This is a genomic window from Burkholderia sp. IDO3, assembly GCF_003366075.1.
GTDB classification, from domain to species: domain Bacteria; phylum Pseudomonadota; class Gammaproteobacteria; order Burkholderiales; family Burkholderiaceae; genus Burkholderia; species Burkholderia anthina.
This window is the reverse complement of sequence record NZ_CP028962.1, coordinates 2,289,495-2,306,893: the sequence shown is the minus strand read 5'-3', so window position 1 is coordinate 2,306,893 and position 17,399 is coordinate 2,289,495. Positions and strand designations below refer to the sequence as shown.

Annotated in this window: 17 protein-coding genes; 3 read left to right on the top strand and 14 right to left on the bottom strand. The window is 66.9% G+C overall.

All coding sequences use genetic code 11. From position 1 onward, the window contains the following. The first annotated feature begins 5 nt into the window (after positions 1 to 5). Positions 6 to 1,553, top strand: coding sequence for an FGGY-family carbohydrate kinase (locus DCN14_RS10525; protein WP_096501484.1), 1,548 nt, complete (start codon positions 6 to 8; stop codon positions 1,551 to 1,553). Continuing rightward, complete coding sequence (locus tag DCN14_RS10520) at positions 1,550 to 2,308, top strand: SDR family oxidoreductase (protein WP_096501482.1); 759 nt, start codon at positions 1,550 to 1,552, stop codon at positions 2,306 to 2,308. The genes DCN14_RS10525 and DCN14_RS10520 overlap by 4 nt, the downstream gene beginning before the upstream one ends. A 96-nt stretch (positions 2,309 to 2,404) precedes the next feature. On the opposite strand, the gene DCN14_RS38390 is transcribed toward DCN14_RS10520, so the two are convergent. Together DCN14_RS38390 and DCN14_RS10515 are read right to left on the bottom strand one after the other, a co-directional pair. Beyond that, positions 2,405 to 2,551: a hypothetical protein gene (locus tag DCN14_RS38390; RefSeq protein WP_172441878.1), complete on the bottom strand. Its 147-nt coding sequence runs from the start codon at positions 2,549 to 2,551 to the stop codon at positions 2,405 to 2,407. A 195-nt stretch (positions 2,552 to 2,746) separates the two neighbouring features. Then, entirely contained in the window at positions 2,747 to 3,331 is a 585-nt protein-coding gene (locus DCN14_RS10515) for a nucleotidyltransferase family protein (protein WP_096501480.1), read from the bottom strand. Positions 3,332 to 3,777: 446 nt separating this feature from the next. Between DCN14_RS10515 and DCN14_RS10510 the strand changes: the two genes are divergently transcribed. Continuing rightward, on the top strand, positions 3,778 to 4,776 hold the full coding sequence (locus DCN14_RS10510; protein WP_096501546.1) for an AraC family transcriptional regulator: 999 nt from the start codon (positions 3,778 to 3,780) through the stop codon (positions 4,774 to 4,776). An 8-nt stretch (positions 4,777 to 4,784) separates the two neighbouring features. On the opposite strand, the gene DCN14_RS10505 is transcribed toward DCN14_RS10510, so the two are convergent. The 12 genes from DCN14_RS10505 to DCN14_RS10450 form a co-directional block, all read right to left on the bottom strand. Beyond that, complete coding sequence (locus tag DCN14_RS10505) at positions 4,785 to 5,522, bottom strand: SDR family NAD(P)-dependent oxidoreductase (RefSeq protein WP_096501478.1); 738 nt, start codon at positions 5,520 to 5,522, stop codon at positions 4,785 to 4,787. Between the two features lie 42 nt (positions 5,523 to 5,564). After that, complete coding sequence (locus DCN14_RS10500; protein WP_096501476.1) at positions 5,565 to 6,467, bottom strand: transporter; 903 nt, start codon at positions 6,465 to 6,467, stop codon at positions 5,565 to 5,567. 21 nt (positions 6,468 to 6,488) lie between these two features. Continuing rightward, positions 6,489 to 8,018 (bottom strand): aldehyde dehydrogenase family protein, encoded by a 1,530-nt coding sequence (locus DCN14_RS10495; RefSeq protein ID WP_096501474.1) that lies wholly within the window; start codon positions 8,016 to 8,018, stop codon positions 6,489 to 6,491. A 410-nt stretch (positions 8,019 to 8,428) separates the two neighbouring features. Further along, on the bottom strand, positions 8,429 to 9,187 hold the full coding sequence (locus DCN14_RS10490; protein WP_096501472.1) for an aspartate/glutamate racemase family protein: 759 nt from the start codon (positions 9,185 to 9,187) through the stop codon (positions 8,429 to 8,431). Between the two features lie 68 nt (positions 9,188 to 9,255). Then, positions 9,256 to 10,395, bottom strand: coding sequence for an FAD-dependent monooxygenase (locus DCN14_RS10485; RefSeq protein WP_096501470.1), 1,140 nt, complete (start codon positions 10,393 to 10,395; stop codon positions 9,256 to 9,258). Beyond that, entirely contained in the window at positions 10,392 to 10,889 is a 498-nt protein-coding gene (locus DCN14_RS10480) for a thioesterase family protein (RefSeq protein ID WP_096501468.1), read from the bottom strand. The genes DCN14_RS10485 and DCN14_RS10480 overlap by 4 nt, the downstream gene beginning before the upstream one ends. Then, positions 10,886 to 12,553, bottom strand: coding sequence for an AMP-binding protein (locus DCN14_RS10475; RefSeq protein ID WP_096501466.1), 1,668 nt, complete (start codon positions 12,551 to 12,553; stop codon positions 10,886 to 10,888). Before DCN14_RS10475 ends, DCN14_RS10480 begins: the two co-directional genes overlap by 4 nt. Before the next feature lie 22 nt (positions 12,554 to 12,575). After that, positions 12,576 to 13,457, bottom strand: coding sequence for a VOC family protein (locus DCN14_RS10470; RefSeq protein ID WP_096501464.1), 882 nt, complete (start codon positions 13,455 to 13,457; stop codon positions 12,576 to 12,578). A 71-nt stretch (positions 13,458 to 13,528) separates the two neighbouring features. Next, positions 13,529 to 14,812, bottom strand: coding sequence for an alpha/beta hydrolase (locus DCN14_RS10465; protein ID WP_096501462.1), 1,284 nt, complete (start codon positions 14,810 to 14,812; stop codon positions 13,529 to 13,531). Positions 14,813 to 15,038: 226 nt separating this feature from the next. Then, on the bottom strand, positions 15,039 to 15,764 hold the full coding sequence (locus DCN14_RS10460) for a TetR/AcrR family transcriptional regulator (protein WP_096501460.1): 726 nt from the start codon (positions 15,762 to 15,764) through the stop codon (positions 15,039 to 15,041). Between the two features lie 198 nt (positions 15,765 to 15,962). Next, a complete protein-coding gene (locus tag DCN14_RS10455) occupies positions 15,963 to 16,646 on the bottom strand; it encodes a Fe2+-dependent dioxygenase (protein ID WP_096501458.1) in 684 nt (227 codons plus the stop codon). Continuing rightward, positions 16,643 to 17,398, bottom strand: a complete 756-nt coding sequence (locus tag DCN14_RS10450; protein ID WP_096501456.1) for a tetratricopeptide repeat protein — start codon at positions 17,396 to 17,398, stop codon at positions 16,643 to 16,645. The genes DCN14_RS10455 and DCN14_RS10450 overlap by 4 nt, the downstream gene beginning before the upstream one ends. Position 17,399 lies beyond the last annotated feature (1 nt).

Here is a 17,399-nt window from a genome sequence, read left to right as displayed (position 1 = left end):
ACATCATGGACTACGTCATAGGCGTCGACATCGGCACGCAGAGCACCAAGGCGCTGCTCGTCGACCGGCACGGCACGATCGTCGCGCGGCGCTCGGCCGGCTACCAGCCCGACACGCCGCGTCCGCTGTGGGCCGAACAATGGCCGCAGGTATGGTTCGACGCGGTGCTCGAATGCATCGCCGGCTGCGTGAGCGACGCGCACGCGCAGGGCGTGCCGGCCGACGCGATCCGCGCCGTGTGCGTGAGCAGCCTGTACGGCGGCTCCGGCATTCCCGTCGACGCCGACATGCGGCCGCTGCATCCGTGCCTGATCTGGATGGACCGGCGCGCGACCGGAGAGGTCGACCGGGTAAACGAAAACGTGAACGTCGAGCGGCTGCGCGCGATTACCGGCAACGGGGTCGACAGCTATTACGGGTTCACGAAGATGTTGTGGCTGCGCGATCAACGCCCCGACGTATGGGCGAACGTGCGCTATTTCCTGCCGCCGAACGCGTATGTGATCTACCTGCTGACGGGCGAAGTCGCGGTGGATCACAGTTCGGCGGGCAACATAGGCGGCGTGTACGACGTCGCGCGGCGGGAGTGGTCCGACGACGCACTCGACATGCTCGGCATTCCGGCGACGATGATGCCCGAGCGGCTCGTCGAATCGACCGACATCGTCGGCGGGCTGCTGTCGCAGTGGACGGCGCGGCTCGGGCTGCCGGCCGGCACGCCCGTCGTGGCGGGCGGTGTCGACGCGGCCGTCGCGACCTTCGCCGCCGGCGCGACGCGCGCCGGACAGCATGTCGCGATGATCGGCACCAGCATGTGCTGGGGCTATGTGACCCGGCACGTCGATGCGCGGCACGGGCTCGTCAGCATGCCGCACGTGTTCGACGGGCAGCGCGACCTGTATGTATTCGGCGGCGCGATCACGGCAGGCGCATCGGTCGCGTGGTTTCGCGACCAGTTCTGTCATGCGGAAATCGATGCGGCGAGGCTGCTGCCGCACGGCGATCCGCACGTGCTGCTCGAGGAGGCGGCCGAGAGCGTGCCGCCCGGTGCGGACGGCGTGCTGTTCCTGCCGTACCTGATGGGCGAGCGCAGCCCGGTGTGGGATGCGAAGGCGAGCGGCGCGTTCGTCGGACTGAGCCTTGCGCATACGCGCGCGCACCTGTATCGCGCTGTGCTCGAAGGCGTTGCGTTCGCGCTGCGGCACAACATCGACGCGGGACGGCGCGGTGCGGCGGTGCTGGATGACCGGCTGATCGTCGTCGGCGGCGCCGCGCATTCGGCACTGTGGATGCAGATCGTCGCGGACGTCACGGGTTTTCCGGTGTGGACGATCGAGCAGGATGTCGAAGCGGCGATGGGGGCGGCGCTGCTCGCGGGCGTCGGCGTGGGGCTCGTGTCGCACGATGACGCGCAGGGCGGCTGGGTCACGCTCGCCGAACGCGCACGGCCCGACCCGGCGCGCGCGAACGCGTATGCCGCACGCTTCGCGCTTTACACGGCGTTGTATCCAGCGCTCAAGCCGGTCATGCACGCGCTACGCGCGACATCATGAAGACCCGATTCGATTTCAGCGGCTCACGGGTGCTCGTCACCGGTGCGTCGAGCGGGATCGGGCGCGCATGTGCGGCCGCGCTGGCGCACGCGGGGGCGCGGGTCGTCGCGGCGGGGCGCGATGCGGCCGCGCTCGATACGCTGGCCGGCGAGGTCGCGTGCGATACCTTGCGCGTCGACGTCGGCGGCGACGAACGTGCGATCGATGCGGCACTGGCCCGGTACGACACATTCGACGGGCTCGTCAATTGCGCGGGGATCGCGTCGCTCGAACCGGCGCTCGAGGTCGGCGCGGACAACTTCGATCGCGTGATGGCCGTCAACGCGCGCGGCGCGGCGCTCGTCGCGCGCGCCGTGGCCCGCAAGATGATCGCGTCCGACGGTCGCGGCGCCGTGCGCGCGCGCGGCAGCATCGTCAACGTATCGAGCCAGGCCGCGCTCGTCGGGTTGCCCGCGCATCTGAGCTATTGCGCGTCCAAGGCGGCGCTCGACGCGATCACGCGTGTGCTCTGCATCGAGCTCGGGCCGCACGGGATTCGCATCAACAGCGTGAACCCGACCGTCACGCTGACGCCGATGGCGCAACGCGCGTGGAGCGAGCCGGAGAAGCGCGCGCCGATGCTCGCCGCGATTCCGCTCGGGCGCTTCGCGGAGCCGGACGAGGTGGTCGGGCCGGTGTTGTTTCTGCTCAGCGATGCCGCGTCGATGATCAGCGGCGTGTCGCTGGCGATCGACGGCGGTTATACGGCGCGGTAGCGGGCGCGCCCGTTCGGCGCTGGCCGGCGGCCTGCGGAGGTTCGGCAAAGGCGCACGCCGGAGCCCGTCGGGCGTTGCGGGGGCGGGCGATGCCGGTCAAACCGGGTCCTTGCTCGGCGGCCCGTCGGGTTGCTGCGGATTGTCGTGAGGATGCCCCGGCGCGGGCGGCGACAGCGGATCGTCTTCCGGATCGCGGTTCGGATCGGCCGGGGGTTCCGGCGTCGGGGTCGTGTGATCGGTCATGGGGAACTCGCGCATGCGTGGCGGTGGCGGCGCGGCGTTCGCGCCTCGTCTCCGTTATAGGCAATCGGACGAGTGTTTGCAGCGGGATTCGTGCGGTGGCGTGCGGATGGCCGACGATAATCCGGTGTCGGCGGGTCGCGCACCGGATCGCATTGACGGGCATGCTGCCGCGTCGGGCGACCGGGGTGGGTGATATCAGCGCAGATCCGCCGGCGTATCGACGTCGCGCAGGATGCCGGGGTCGTCGACGTCGATCAGGTTCACCGGGGCGCTGGCAAACAGCGAGCGGGCGCCCGTGTCGCCATCGAGCGCGGCCAGCGCGTCGTAATGGCGGGCGGCGAAGCCGACCGGATGACCGCGCACGCCCTGGTACACGGGGGCGACGATCGATGCGTCGTCGGCATCGAGCGCGCGCGTGAGCACTTCGTAGGTGGATGCCGCGATCCACGGCATGTCGGCGAGCGCGACCAGCCAGCCGGTTGCTTCCGGCGTCGTGCGCACGCCCGCTGCAAGGCTCGCGCCCATCCCGCGCGTCGCGTCGGGTGCATAGATGACCTGGCAGCCGGCTTCGTTCAGCAGAATCGCGAGTTTTTCGGCGCCGGGACGCACGACGGCGATCACGTCGGCCGTGGCCGCCGCGAGATGACGGGCGGCCGCCACCGCGACTGGCGTGCCGTCGGGGAGCCGCGCAAGCAGCTTGCTTTGCTGACCGCTCGGGTCGAAGCGTTGACCGAGGCCGCCGGCGAGCAGGACGCCGGTGGCGAGTGACGCATAGGACATCGGCGCGGGGGGGAGGGAGGCAGGTGGCCCGATTGTGCGGGAGCAGGCGGGGATCGGCAAGTGCGGATGTTACCGATGCGGGGGGCGTCGGAAAGAATGTCGGGGGGGCGTTTCGTCGAGGATGCTTTCGTCGATCCTTGCTTTTTGTCCGCCTGACGGCGCGCAACTGCGGTCCTTATCGGTCAAGGCAGTGGACGAATACCCCTGCGGACGGCCACGGCTTGACTCCTGCGCGAAACCGGGTTTTCAACTATTTGACGGAAGTGTCAAAAAAACTATACTCGAGTCGAATTCAGGTGGCCGGCGACGATTGCCGATGCGCGGCGCAGTTGCCCGGCGAATGATCCGCGCGGCCGGCTTGTCGCAACGCCATCCCGATGTGCCGCGGCTTGCATCGAGGGCGGGTGCCGGTTCCCGATCTCCAGTCGCGTCCACGCACGTTCGGCATGCAGACTCTCTCCTCGCCGCGTCTCGACGCGCGGTTTCTCGAGCTTTCCGTCGACGAGCCCGCGGCGGCCCGTTCCGTCATCGCGAATCGATATTGCACGTATCGCGAACGCGGTCCGACGGCCGATGCGATTGCACCGATCGTCCTGCACAGCGCGGTTTGCGGGTCGGTTGCCGTATCGACGCTGACGTTCGGGCGCGACATCGAGATCGAGCCCGACGATCTGGGTTCGTGTCTGCTCGTTACGACCACGACGAAGGGGCGCGCGGCACTGGTCACCGACCACGCATGCCATGGCGGCGGGCCGGGCGCGACCGTGCTGAGCGTCGCGTCGGACCGCCCGCGCTTTCATTACGATCCGGACGGCGAAGTTCTCAAGGTACAACTCGATCACCGGCGCGTTTCGGCTGCATGCTGGCGCATGATGCAGCGGCAGGGGCGTGCGCCGCTTCGCTTCGACACCGGGATGCGTGATCCGAACGCGCTGCGGCGGTGGTCCATGCTGCTGGAATTCGTGGTGGCGACCCTGAACGACAGCGCCGCCGCGCTGATCGATCATCTGGCACCGAGCCTCGAGGAAATGCTGACCATCACGCTGCTCGATACGCAGCCGCACAACTATTCGGACGCGTTGCGCATGTCGCAGGGCGCGGTTGCGCCGAAGCAGTTACGCCGCGCGGTCGAATTCATGGAGGCACGGCTCGGTCAGGCGCTGACACTCGCGGAAATCGCGGACGCCGCGGATTGCAGTATCCGGTCGCTGTCGCGCGCGTTCAGCGAATTCCGGCAGACGACGCCGATGCGGCATCTGAACCATCTGCGTCTGGAAAAAGTGCGGACCGAACTGCTGTCGAGCGCCGATGCAGCGACGACGATCTCGACGATCGCACTGCGCTACGGATTCGATCATCTGGGCGCCTTCAACCAGCAGTACCGGCGCCGATACGGCGAAACGCCATCGCAAACCCGCAAGCGGGTTCGCGATGGCGCGTTCTAGCTGCCTCGTTACGAGATCTTGTACATCCCGCCGTCGACCGCCAGCGCCTGGCCGGTCACGAACGCGCCGTCGTCGCTCGTGAGGAACAGGATCGGCCCGACGATGTCTTCCGGCGTCGCGAAACGCTTGATGGCCTGCTGCTGCCACACGCTGCGGGCGAGTTCGTCGGGAATGCCGCTCGTACCCGGCGTGCGCGTGAGCGCCGGCAGAATCGCGTTGACGGTGATGTTGTCGTCGGCGAGTTCGTTGGCCAGCCCGCGGACGAAACCGATCACGCCCATCTTGGCCGCCATGTAGTGACTGAGCCCGGCGAGCGGCGTGCCGATCGAATTCGACGAGAAATTCACGAAGCGGCCCCACTTGTTCGCGCGCATCAGCGGGACGAATGCCTTCGCCGAATGGAAATGCGAGTCGAGATTCACCCGCAGCGTGCGCGACCAGAGGTCGAAATCGAGATCGTCGAACGCGGCGAACGGATAGATGCCGGCGTTGTTCACGACGATGTCCGCGCGCCCGTAACGCGCATCGACGGCCTGCGCGAAACCAGCCCACGCGTGCGGATCGCTGACGTCGCCGGTCAGAACGAGCGGGTCGCCGTCGATCAGCGCACGCGTCTCGGACGGTACGTCGAGGTCGATCAATACCAGTTGCGCGCCGCGCGCGGCCAGCCGGACGGCGACTTCCCGACCGATGCCGCGGCCGGCGCCGGTGACGACGGCTACCCGTCCTGCGTGCGTGTTGTTCATGACGTCTCCTTCGATATGGATGAATGAGGTACCGCAGACAATTCAGAGCGGGAATACCGCCCTGATCCAGAAAGCATGGCCCTGCGCGCCGTTGCGCACGGCCATTTCGTGTTGCCATTTCGCGGTCACGAACCAGCCCTTGCTGCTCGCATACTTGATGCTGGGTCCGATCGCGAACGCCCGGTGACGATTGCCGGAGACGGTCTGCCGGTCGTCCTTGTCGTCGGTGGTCTGCACGGTGACATAGCCGCCGACCCCGAGCACCCACTGCGGCGTGGCCGCCCAGCCGAGTGAATAGTCGGCATAGAGCTCGTTGCCGGAGGTATAGCCGGTCGCGTGGTTGATCTGGTTGAACAGGTAGCCGAGCTTCACGTCCGCATTTATGCCGTGCGGATCGACCCAGCTCGCCGCGTAGACCGGGCCGAAGGCCCAGTAATTGCGGCCGATGTTGGCGAGATCGTTCTTGTTGTAGCTGCCCGTCGGCGCGAAGAAGTCGAACGCGCCGATGACGTGCAGGTTCGGGCCGAAATGCCAGCCGATGCCGGGCGACAGCGTGATGTCGCCCAACCCGGTCTTGGTCTGGCTGCGGCCGGCGGCTTCCACATGCAGGTTGACCATCGGCACGATCAGGCTCAGCAGGAAGTCGCCGCCCAGCACTTTCTGCGGCGTGACCCACACGAGGCGGCTGACGAGGGCGTTGGCATTGAGCCTGAAGCCCGGCGGCGTCACGTCCTGCCCGTCGTTGCCGACCAGTTTGCGCGCGAAGTACGCTTCGCCATAGAACAGCGCGTAGAAGCCCGGCGGCGGCAGTGCGCCGGTCAGGTAGTTCTCCGCGCCGAACGGATAGACCGAGCCGCCGCCCTCCGTCGCAACGGCTGGCCGCGCGCAGAGCGCGACAGCCAGCGCGGCGAGGCCGGCCGCCGTGCGGCCGATTGAAAAGGACATGGGAATCTCCTCGCGCGCCGGCTATCGCTGCGTGCCGAAGATGCCCAGTGCGCCGGGCTGGAGGTCGACGATCACGCTCTTCGTCAACGTGTAGTGGTTCAGCACCTCGTGCGCGAACTCGCGGCCGAAGCCGCTCTGTTTGTAGCCGCCGATCGGCATGCCGCCGAGGAAGTTGTAGTAGCGGTTGATCCAGACCGTGCCGGTTTCGAGCGCACAGGCCATGCGGTGCGCACGACCCAGGTTCGAGGTCCAGATGCCGCCGCCGAGGCCGTAGACGGACTCGTTGGCGAGCCGGATGACTTCGTCGTCGTCCTTCCAGGTCAGCACGCTGGTGACTGGGCCGAAAATCTCTTCCTGGGCGATCTTCATCGTGTTCTTCACGTCGACGAATACGGTCGGCTGAATGAAGAGTCCGTTTTCGTAACCCGGCACGCTGGCGCGGCCGCCGCCCATCAGCACCCTGGCGCCTTCGCGCGGGCCGTCTTCCAGATAGCCGAGGATCTTGTCCATCTGCATCCGCGATGCCTGGGGGCCGAGCTGCGTGTCGGGCGAGGTCGGATCGCCGATCCGGATGCCGGAGAGAATGCGCTGCAGCTTGTCGAGGAACGCATCGCGAACCTTTTCGTGGACGAACAGGCGCGAGCCCGCGAGGCACACTTCGCCCTTGTTCAAGACCGTCGACATGGCCGCGCCCTCGGCTGCGGCGTCGAGGTCGGCGTCCTCGCAAACGATGTTCGCCGATTTTCCGCCCAGCTCCATCGTCTGCGGAATGATGTTGGTCGCCGCGTACTGGACGAGCTTGCGCGCGGTCGGCCGCGAGCCGGTGAAGCCTATCTTGCGCACGCGTGTGTCGGTCACCAGCGTCTCGCCGAGGTCGGGCCCGTAGCCCGTCACGATGTTCAGGACGCCGGGCGGCAGCAGATCCGCCATCTCGCGCGCGAATTCGAGCACCGACAGGCACACGATCTCGGACGGCTTCAGCACGATCGTATTGCCGGCAGCGAGGGCGGGCGCGATCTTGCAGGCGAGCATGATCATCGGCACGTTCCACGGAATGATCTGTACGACCACGCCGAGCGGTTCGCGATGAACGATGCCGATGGAATCCGTGCCGAGCGACGACGTGTGATGCACGGATTCGCCGTGCAGTTGCCACGGCGTGCCGGAGAAGATCGCGAATTGCTCGATCGCCATCGGCATGTCGAAGTGCATCGACTCGCTGATCGGCTTGCCGTTGTTCAGCGTGTCCATCAGCGCGTAGTGGTGCTGCCGCGCCTTGAGGCGCCGCATGATCTCGTACAGGATCTCCTGGCGTGCCGCGGGCGGCGTGCGCGACCAGGCCGGGAACGCCTTGGCCGCTGTGTCGATGGCGCGCCGCGCGTCCTTGTCGTTGCCGGCGGAAATGCGCGCGAGGACCGCGCCGGTGGTCGGGTTGTTCAGGTCGATCGTCTTGCCGCTGTCGCCTGCGGTCCACGTACCGCCGATGAATTGGCCGTACTCCTGAAGAAAGTCCGTGCCGGCGTGAGAGTGGAGTGCTTCGGTCGGGGGCATTGATGTGTCTCCTGGATATCGTTCGTGTTGGGATCGAGGCTTTCGGCGTGATGCGCCTGCGTCGGCAGGGCCGTTTCGAGAACCTGACGTTAAATTAGTTTTTGCCGGCCCCGGCCGCTACCATCCGCTGGCCATCGATGACGCTTTCTTGCCAAAAGTGCGCGAAGCATGGCGATCGGTCGGATGCGATACGCTCGGCCGATGAGGCGACCGGTCGAACACGGCGTGCAGGTGGAATCGAATCGATGCGGGAACGCCGGTGAGCGCCGCGGGCTATACCCGTGCGCGACGTTCAACGAAAGGGAATGGAGGCGGGACGGCGACGTGTCGTCCGCCGTCCTGAACGGGAGGGGCGTACTTGCTGCGGGGATCGGGGCGCGGCCGCGCGCGATGCCCCGGGCCGGGCCCGCTCAGCGGAGCGCGTCGGCGCGCAGGAGCGAACCGGCATCGGGCACGACCGGCTCGAGCCCGAGATGATCGAGCATGCGCCTGACGGTGCAGACTGCGGTCGATACCGTACGGATGCCGAGCCGATCCTCGATCGGCTGGATCGCCGCCAACGACGGCATCTGCACGCAGGCCGATGCGACGACGACGTCCGCGCCGTCGGTGTTCAACCGTCGTACGTCGTCGAGCAAACGCATCGGGTCGCGATTGCCGACTTCGAGGTTGTCGGCGATCTCGAAGCAAAGCGAATCGATCACTTCGATGCCTTCGTGTTCGATGTAGGCGACGACCAGATCGGTCAGCGGGCGCATGTACGGCGCCATCAACGAAATGCGGCGGGCGCCGAGCGTCTTCAGGCCGTCGACGAGCGCGCCGGCCGACGTCATGACAGGCGCGAGCGAATGGTTCGCGCGTGCGACGGCCGTCAGCTCGCGTTCGGTTTGGCGATGGTGGCCTGCGCCCATTGCCATGATTGCGACGAGGCAGGCCGTGCTCATGACGTCCACGCGGGCATCGGCAAGCTCCGCGGCGCAGCGCAGGCCCTCCTTGTTCATCGCCTCGAGCTCTTCCATGGTCACCTTGTGCATGCGCATGCGGCTCGAATGGAAGGTGAAGCGTTCCGGAAAGGCGGCCTCGCGGGCGCGGAACATCGCGGGCACTTCGGTTTCCATGGTGATGTTCGAGCTCGGTACGATCTGTCCGATGCGAAAGGTTTTACTCATGACGCGTGTCTCTCGATGATGATGATTTGATGTGATGCTTCAGGAGGCGAAGGCGGCCGGGCCTCCGATCATGCGCAGCAGCCGTGCAGTGCTTCGTATGCCGCCGCGAAATTCGGGTCCCGCTGTTTCAGGTCGTCGTGGCTGACCTGCCCGGTGCGCCGCATGTAGTCGTACGCGAAGCCGACCGGGTCGAGATGGAGCTTTTCGGCCACGCCCTCGTACCAGTCGAGGCTCTTGGCCGCCGCGCTCTGGAAATTCGACGACGCCGGCCTGCGCGCGGTTTCGAATGCCGCAAACGCGTCGCGCAGATTCGTCGGGTGCTCCGCGAGGCCGCGATGAAGCGCGATCGCGTCCTGCATCGCCATGCGCGTTCCCGAGCCGAGCGAGAAGTGCACCGTGCGCAGCGCATCGCCGAGCAGCACGATGTTGTCGTGGCTCCAGCACGCGTTGCTGACGATGTTGGCTTCGAACCAGAGCGAGCGATTGGTCAGCAGTTCGTTGCTGCCGAGTTCGGCGCGGAAGATCTCGGCGCACAGGCGCCGGCTTTCGTCCTCGCTTGCGTGATCGAGCCCGGCACGCTGCCACGTTTCCGGATCGGTTTCGATCAGGAACGTCGACAGCTCCGGGCTGTACTGGTACGCGTGCGCGATGAAAACCCCGTGCGGCGTGTCGCGGAAAATCAGCGACACCGGGTGGAAGCGCTGGCGCGTGCCATACCATGCGAATTTGTTGCGGCGCGGCGCGAATTGCGGCCGGAAATGGTCGGCCAGCTGGGTGCGTATCGCGCTGTTGCCGCCGTCGGCGGCGACCAGCAGGTCGCACGACGCGGCAAGCGCACGCGCATCGTCGACACGCCGTCCGTATTCGATCCGGATGCCTTCCCGTTCGCATGCGTGCTGCAGCACGCGCAGCATGTCGATGCGCGAGGTGCGCGAAAAATGATTGCCGTGCACCTGCACGCGGGTGCCCCGGTGCACGATTTCCATATAGTCGCAGCGCTCGTGATGCGCGATGAACTCGTCGAAAAACGTCGGGTCGGCCTCCTTGAGGAACGACAGGCCGATGTCCGAGAACACCACGCCCCAGCCGTAGGTCGCGCCTTCCGGGTTTTGTTCGTGGATCGTGATCCGGTGAGCGCGATCGTGTTTCTTCGCAAGCAGTGCGAAGTACATGCCAGCCGGGCCGGCGCCGACGATGTCGATTTTCATGATGCGTTGTCCTCGATGACGGGATTCGAAGCTGCACCGGCGCAATCGCGCTGGTAGTCCAGCAGTGCCTGGCGAAAGACGGGCGGGATGTCGATCGAGCGGCGTTCGGACCGGGCGACGCAAACGGGTGTCAGGCGTGCGCTGAAGACCGCGGCACCGTGCGGGGTGCGCGCGACGATGTCCAGTACGTACGAGCGATTGCGGACGTCGACGACCTGCACGGTCATGTCGAATTCGTCGTCGGGACGTAGCGAGCCGATGAAGTCGAACGATAGCGCGCGGCTCGGCGTACCGAATCCCAGTTCGTTCTTCATGCGTTGCGGCGTGCCGCCCAGCAGCGCGCCGTAGAACAGTTCGGCCGCGCAAATGACGTAATCGGCGAAGGTTGCCGTATAGACCACGCCTGCGGGGTCGCATTCTCCCCATTTCACCCGGCGGCGCACGGTGAGCGGCCGCTCGCGGAGCAGATACTCGATCGGTGTCGGCGTGCTCATTGACCGGTCTCCAGCGCAAGGATGTCGGCGATGCGCCGCTTCATCGCGGGCTTGTCGACCTTGCCGACACGCGTGAGCGGAAATTCGTCGATCACGACGACCCGCTCGGGGAATTTGTATCTGGCGAGGCCGCGCGCGGCGAGGAAATCGCCGAGTGCCTGCACGTCCGGTGCCGCCATGCCGGGACGCGGGATGATGAAGATGCAGCCTTTTTCGCCGTAGAACGGATCGGGCATCGGAACCAGCTTCGCGTCGGCAACGGCGGGATGCTGGCTGACGTGGCTTTCCACTTCCTCGCAGCCGATTTTTTCTCCACCGCGGTTCACGTTGTCGCGCAGACGGCCTTCGAACGTGTAGTACAGGGCGCCGTCCACGATGCGCGCCGTGGCCATGTCGCCGGTGCGATAGAACCCGTCGCTCGTGAACGACTGCGCGTTGGCTTCGGGATTGGCGAAATAGCCGGTCAGCGTGGACGGCCCGCGGAAACACAGTTCGCCGGCTTGCCCATGCGGCACCGGATGCTCCGTGCCGGGCTCCAGCAGGCGAATCTCGTCGTCGGCGCAGCCCGAGCACCCCTGCGTCTGGTGACGTGCGTCGACCGGCGCGTTCGCGGGCGAGCCGAGCAGCAGGCCCTCGGTGATGCCGTACAGATTCGAGCAGGGCACGCCGAGATGTGCTTCGAGCGAATCCGCGCGGCTCATGGTCGAAAACAACTGCAGCGACGACAGATCGTGGCGTGCGATGTCCGGGTAGGCCATCAGTTGCGGCGCGATGGGGCCGATCGACAGCGCGTGCGTCACGCGATGCTGGCCGATCAGGTCGAGCATCAGTTGAATGTCGACCTTGGGCATCAGCACGACCGGCACGCCGCTCAGCACCGTCGGAATCAGCGCGTAGAGCTGGCCGGCGTTGTGCATGAGCGGCAGCGACCAGAGCAACCGGCTGTCGGCATCGATCCGATAGCGTCGCATCCAGCCCGCCGAGTGGCCCAGATACTCGGCATGGAACCGTGGAATGATCTTCGGTACGCCGGTGGTGCCGCCGGATAGCTGGAAGCTGAGTACGTCCGCCAGCCCGATCGATACGCGGGCGAGGCGTTCGCGTGCCTGCGCGAGCGGCATGCCGTCGATCAGCGCCTGCATGCCGTGGGCGCCGGCGCGTTCGCCGCGCACGACCACGAGATGCTCGAGCGACGGATGGGATGCCGTCATTGCGTCGGCGAAGGCCGGCAGATCGAAGCGGGCGCTGAAATCCGCCTGCACGAAATAGCCGCGCGCACCGGATTGCCGCGCGAGCTGACCGATCTCGATTTCACGATGCTGCGGCAGCGAACATACCGGCACGATGCCGGCCTTGAAGCAGCCCAGCAGCGCGATCGCGGTTTCCACCGTGGTGCCGAGCTGGAAGATCGCGCGATCGCCGGGTTCGAGGCCGAGTGCGAGCAGCGCGGCACCGAGGCGCTCGGTGATCTCGTCGAGCTCGGCGAAACCGATGGTGAGGTCATGGCCGATGAAGGCCGTGCGTTCCGGATGGCGCCGCGCCGTCGCGCGCAGCGCGTCGCCGACGGTGCTCGCGATCCAGGCGCCGCTCGAAATGGCGGCTTCCGCGCGGGCCCGGTCGGGGTAGACGACACCCGCAATCGGATGTGCGACTTGGGTCTCCATGTCTGTCTCCTTCGCTTTCTGATCAGGATTGTGCCGGTACGATGCGCAGCACGTCACGGTCGAAGCGCTCGATGCGCCCGCGCAGCCCGCCGGTGAGCATGCCGTACCACAGGGCCGGCTTGAAGCCGAGCGTCTTGCGTGCGAATTCGACCGGACCATCCGACTCGATTGAATCGTATTCCTCACCTTCGTGAACGCGGCAATCCGGATGGTCCTTTGCCGCCTGCACCAGCGGGGCGAATTCCGCCACGCGCGGAACCGAAATGCGCACCGGCGCGTCCGGGTTGCCGTCGCGTTCGGCCACCAGTTCGCCCTTGCGGCGCCAGACCGCGTCGATCGTATCGAACGGACGGCCGCCAGCGCGCGCCGCATCCTCGAGCGCCACGGCCGCTTCGAGCGTCAGTCGGGCATCGGTGGCATCGAGGGGCGTCAGCGGGCGCAGTTTGTGCGTGAACTCGACGAAATAGCCGTTCGGATCGCGCACGTAGACCGATTCGATGACTTCGTGCCGGGTCTCGACCGACACGTCCAGCCCTTGTGCGTCCAGGTGCTGTTTCCAAGCGCGCAATGCGTCGGCGCCGTCCACGAGCCATGCGGTATGCGTCGCGTCGGCGACATGATCGTCCGGCAGCGGGCGCGAGGCCGCGCGATCGCGCATGCCGGCCGGCTCTTCGCTGCCGAGGTAGTAGAAGAACGCGATGGTGCTGCCGTTGCCGCTGTCGAAGAAGAAATGCAGGAAGTCCGGGTGCGTGGCCGGTCCCCAGCCGCGCGCGGAGATCACGTGCACGAGCGGCAGGCCGAGTGTGTCGCGATAGAACTCGATGGTTTCGCGTAATTGCCACGTGGGCCGGGCGGTATGGTCGACGCCGCGCAGCGTCAACGAAGGAAGGTTGTGTACGGACATGACGGGTGACTTCCGTGAGTGGTCGGGATGACGATGAATGGAACCGGGATGCAGCGGGCGACGGCGTCCGGTCAGCGTGGAAAGCGCGTGTTGAGCCACTGCGCGAGCAGGCGGCCGGCTTCGAGCCGTCCGGGCGCTTCCCGGGCGGTCAGCGCGCGGCCGTGGTGATCGCCGCGCACGCGCTGGTGGAGCGTGTCCCGTGACGCGATGGCATCGACGATGCGGTGCACGTCGCCCGGGAAGCACGCCTGGTCGCCGGTGTATTCGATGATGAGGGTCGGCTGGACGATCGATGGCGCCGTTTTGGCGAGCGATGCATTCGACGACAGGGCCGACCAGGTCGACAGCCAGCTCTCCGGCGTGCACTGGCGCGCGAATCCGACGGCACCGTAGTTCGACGCGTAGGGATCGGCGCCCCAGAGCGAGCCGAAGTGCCGGTCGGATCCGTCGAGCGCCAGATCGAAGCAGCGCAGGTCGGCGTCCGTGCGCCAGACATTGAAGATCGGCGTGTGCCCGGCGACGCGTCGGTCTTCCGGTGCGATCGCGAGGCCGCTCGCGCCATGCTCCTTTACGCGTCGGCGCGCGTCCTGGCGGCGCGCGATCAGCGCCCGGGCGCGCGTGTCGATGCGTTCCACGCGCGCGCGTTGTGCAGCTCGATAGCGTTCGATGAATTCGGCGCTGTAGCGGGTGTCGCCTTTGCCGCCGTATCCGTTGGCCGGCGACAGCGGATCGAGCGACGGATCGACGGACAGCGGATCGTTTTCGTCGATGACGCTCGGATCGATGCAGTTGAGCAGCAGCGCGCCCTGTCCGGGATGCGGGCCGACCAGCACGAAGCCGTCCACGGCGGGCATGTCAAGCTCCGCCAGTTGCGTCGGGCGTCCGCCCGGCGTGCGTGCAATGCGTTGCGCGCCGGGTAACGCCGACTGCTGGACGTATAGCGCGTACAGCCCCGCACCGCCCGAATTGCCGAGCAGTACGATGCGCCGGAAGCCGGCCGCCCGCAGGTACTGCAGACCCGCGGCCACGTCGTGCAGCGCAAATTCGTGTTCGAGCCGCAGGTCGTTGCCCACCGAGCGCGGCGATTGCGACCACGCTGCATAGCCGGTGCCCACGATATCCGGGATCAGATAGTGGCAGGCCATGAACTCGCGCGGGTGCATGATGCAGACGACCGTGTCGGTCGCCGTCGCGGGGCGGTACAGCGAGCCGCCGGTTGCCGCCTGATCGGCCGTGCGCAACACGACATTGGACGTGACCGTACCCGGCGGAACGTCACGCGGGTTCCAGTCGGTATTGAGAAAACCCGCCGTGGCCTGGGCGGCCGTCGTGCTGGAGGAATGCAAGCTGTTCATCGGACGAATCGCGCGGACGCGCTCCTGACATTGGGCATGTGCCAATGCTAGGTTGATTCGACACTAACGTCAAATATTTGACGTTAGTGTAAACTCTGATCCGGGCGACGACGGGCGACGACGGGCGACGACGGGCGACGACGGGCGACGACGGGCGACGACGGGCGACGACGGGCGACGACGGGCGACGACGGGCGACGACGGGCGACCGGCCGGCCGGTCGCAGTCAGTCCTTGCTGTTCAGGCTGTTTTCGAGGGTCGTCAGTGCTTCGCGCATGCGCGTCAGTGCATGGCGGACGTCGGCGGAGCCGGCGGCAGGCGGTGGTTGGCCGGCGGCGGGTTCCACGCAGAGCATGCGCAGTCCTAGCGACGCGATCAGTTCGGCCACGGCATCGATGGATTCGCCGCGGCGGCTGTCGAACCACCACGCGCACCAGTTGCACATGCCGATGATCGAGAACGCCGCGATATCGGCGTCGATCGCATGGAACACACCGTGTTCGATGCCGCGCCGGATCACGTTCACGAAGTCGTTGCGTACCGCGCGCCGTGCGGCCTGAGCCGCCTGGCGCTGCGCATCCGGCAGGCTGCTCTCGCTGCGCTCGACGACACGGAACTGCAGCGGATGCGCGAGGATCAGTCCGGCGTGATGCAGGATCAGTTGCCGCAGCCCTTCGTCGGGCGGCAGCTCGGCGCGCTGCGCGACCGCCTTGGTCAGATCGCTGGCGCGTTCGGTGACTTCCCGCGTCAATACTTCCAGCATGGATTCCTTGCTGGGGAAGTAGTAGTACAGCGCCGTGCGCGTCATGCCGACCGCGTCGGCGATGTCGTTGATGTTGGTGCCGGCGAATCCTTTCTCGATGAACAGCAGCGAGGCTGCGTCGAGGATCGCCTGTCGCTGTGCGTCGCTGCGGGTAGGGCGCGATTTGGCCGGGGGTGTCGTTTTGCTCATGCGTGATTGGCGCGAAGTCGCTTTTGATCGACGCATGTTAGCACCGGCGAAGTGACACGCACGAGGTGTGGGCGACGCATTCGACGTCGCGCGGTTTGCCGTGGGGTTCGTGCAATGTCACGGGAGCGGCGGCCGGAATGGCGGGAGATGGTGTGACTTCAGCGGGCCGGGCGGGACGGCGTTTTTTCACCAGGCGCATCACGCATCCGCCCACTTCCTCAACAGGTTGTGATAAATCCCCGTCAACGCAATGACCATCGGATCCTTCGCGCCTTTCTCGGCGGAAAGCGCCTGAATCTGCATATCGAGTTGGAACAACAGCGTGCGGTCTCCGTCATCGCGCACCATGCTCTGGATCCAGAAGAACGACGCGACGCGCTCGCCGCGCGTGACGGGCGTCACGTGATGCAGGCTCGACGCCGGATACAGCACGAGATCACCCGCCGGCAGCTTCGCACGATGCACGCCGTAGGTATCTTCCACACACAGCTCGCCACCGTCGTACGCATCCGGTTCCTCGAGAAACAGCGTCGCCGACAGATCGCTGCGCACGCGAAAATCCGTGCCGCGCAGCAGCCGGATCGCGTTGTCGACGTGCGTGCCGAACGTCTCGCCGCCTTCGTAGCGATTGAACAGCGGCGGAAACACCTTCAGCGGCAGCGCCGCCGAAAAGAACAGCGCATGACGCGCCAGCGCATCCTGGATCGCATCGCCGACCGCGCGCGCGACGGGCGAATCTTCCGGCAACTGCCGGTTTCGTTTCGCCAGCGCCGATTGCGCGCCGGACGTCGCGTTGCCGTCGACCCAGTCGGCGGCATCGAGCAATTCGCGGCATTGCGCGACCTGCGCGTGCGTCAGCACGCCAGGGATATGAAGCATCATGATTCGAATTCCTTCTCGTGAGACGGCAGCCGCATCGCGGCCGCGCGAAACGCATCGAGCGGCGACGACGCGAGATACGCACGCATCTTCGCGACGAATGCCGGGGTCGCGGTGGCCGGTACGCGCGCGAGCCACCCGAGCGCTTCATCGATGCGCCCGCGCGCCGCGAGCAGTCGTGCGTAGTTGAACTGGCCGCGGAAGTCGCCGGCCTCCGCCGCGCGGCGATAGTGGTCGAACGCGGCTTCGGCGTCGACGGGCACGACCCAGCCGTCTTCGTAGAAACCGCCGATCAGGTTGATCGATTTCGCATGACCGAGCGCGGCCGCGCGGCGAAACCAGTCGAGCGCGTCGGCGCGGTTCTCGTCGACGCCGTTGCCGAGCGCGAGCGCCGTCGCGTAGTTGTACATCCCCCAGTCGAGCCCGGCCTGCGCGGCGAGCCGATACCAGTACACGGCCACCGGCGCGCAGGCGGCCGTGCCCCAGCCGAACTCGTAGCAGCGGCCGAGCATGTTCATCGCCATCGAATGACCGGCGCGCGCCGCATGCCGGAACCAGCCGAACGCGGCGGCCGGATCGCGCGGGACGCCGTGCCCGTCGAGCAGATACTGTCCGTAGACGGCCTGCGCGTCGACGATGCCGTTGTCGGCGGCCGCCGCCACCCACGCGGCGGCGCGCTCGGGCGGCCCGGCGAGGATCTCGGCGAACGCGCCCGGCGACACCGACGCGAGCGCCTTCAGCGATACGGCTTCCATC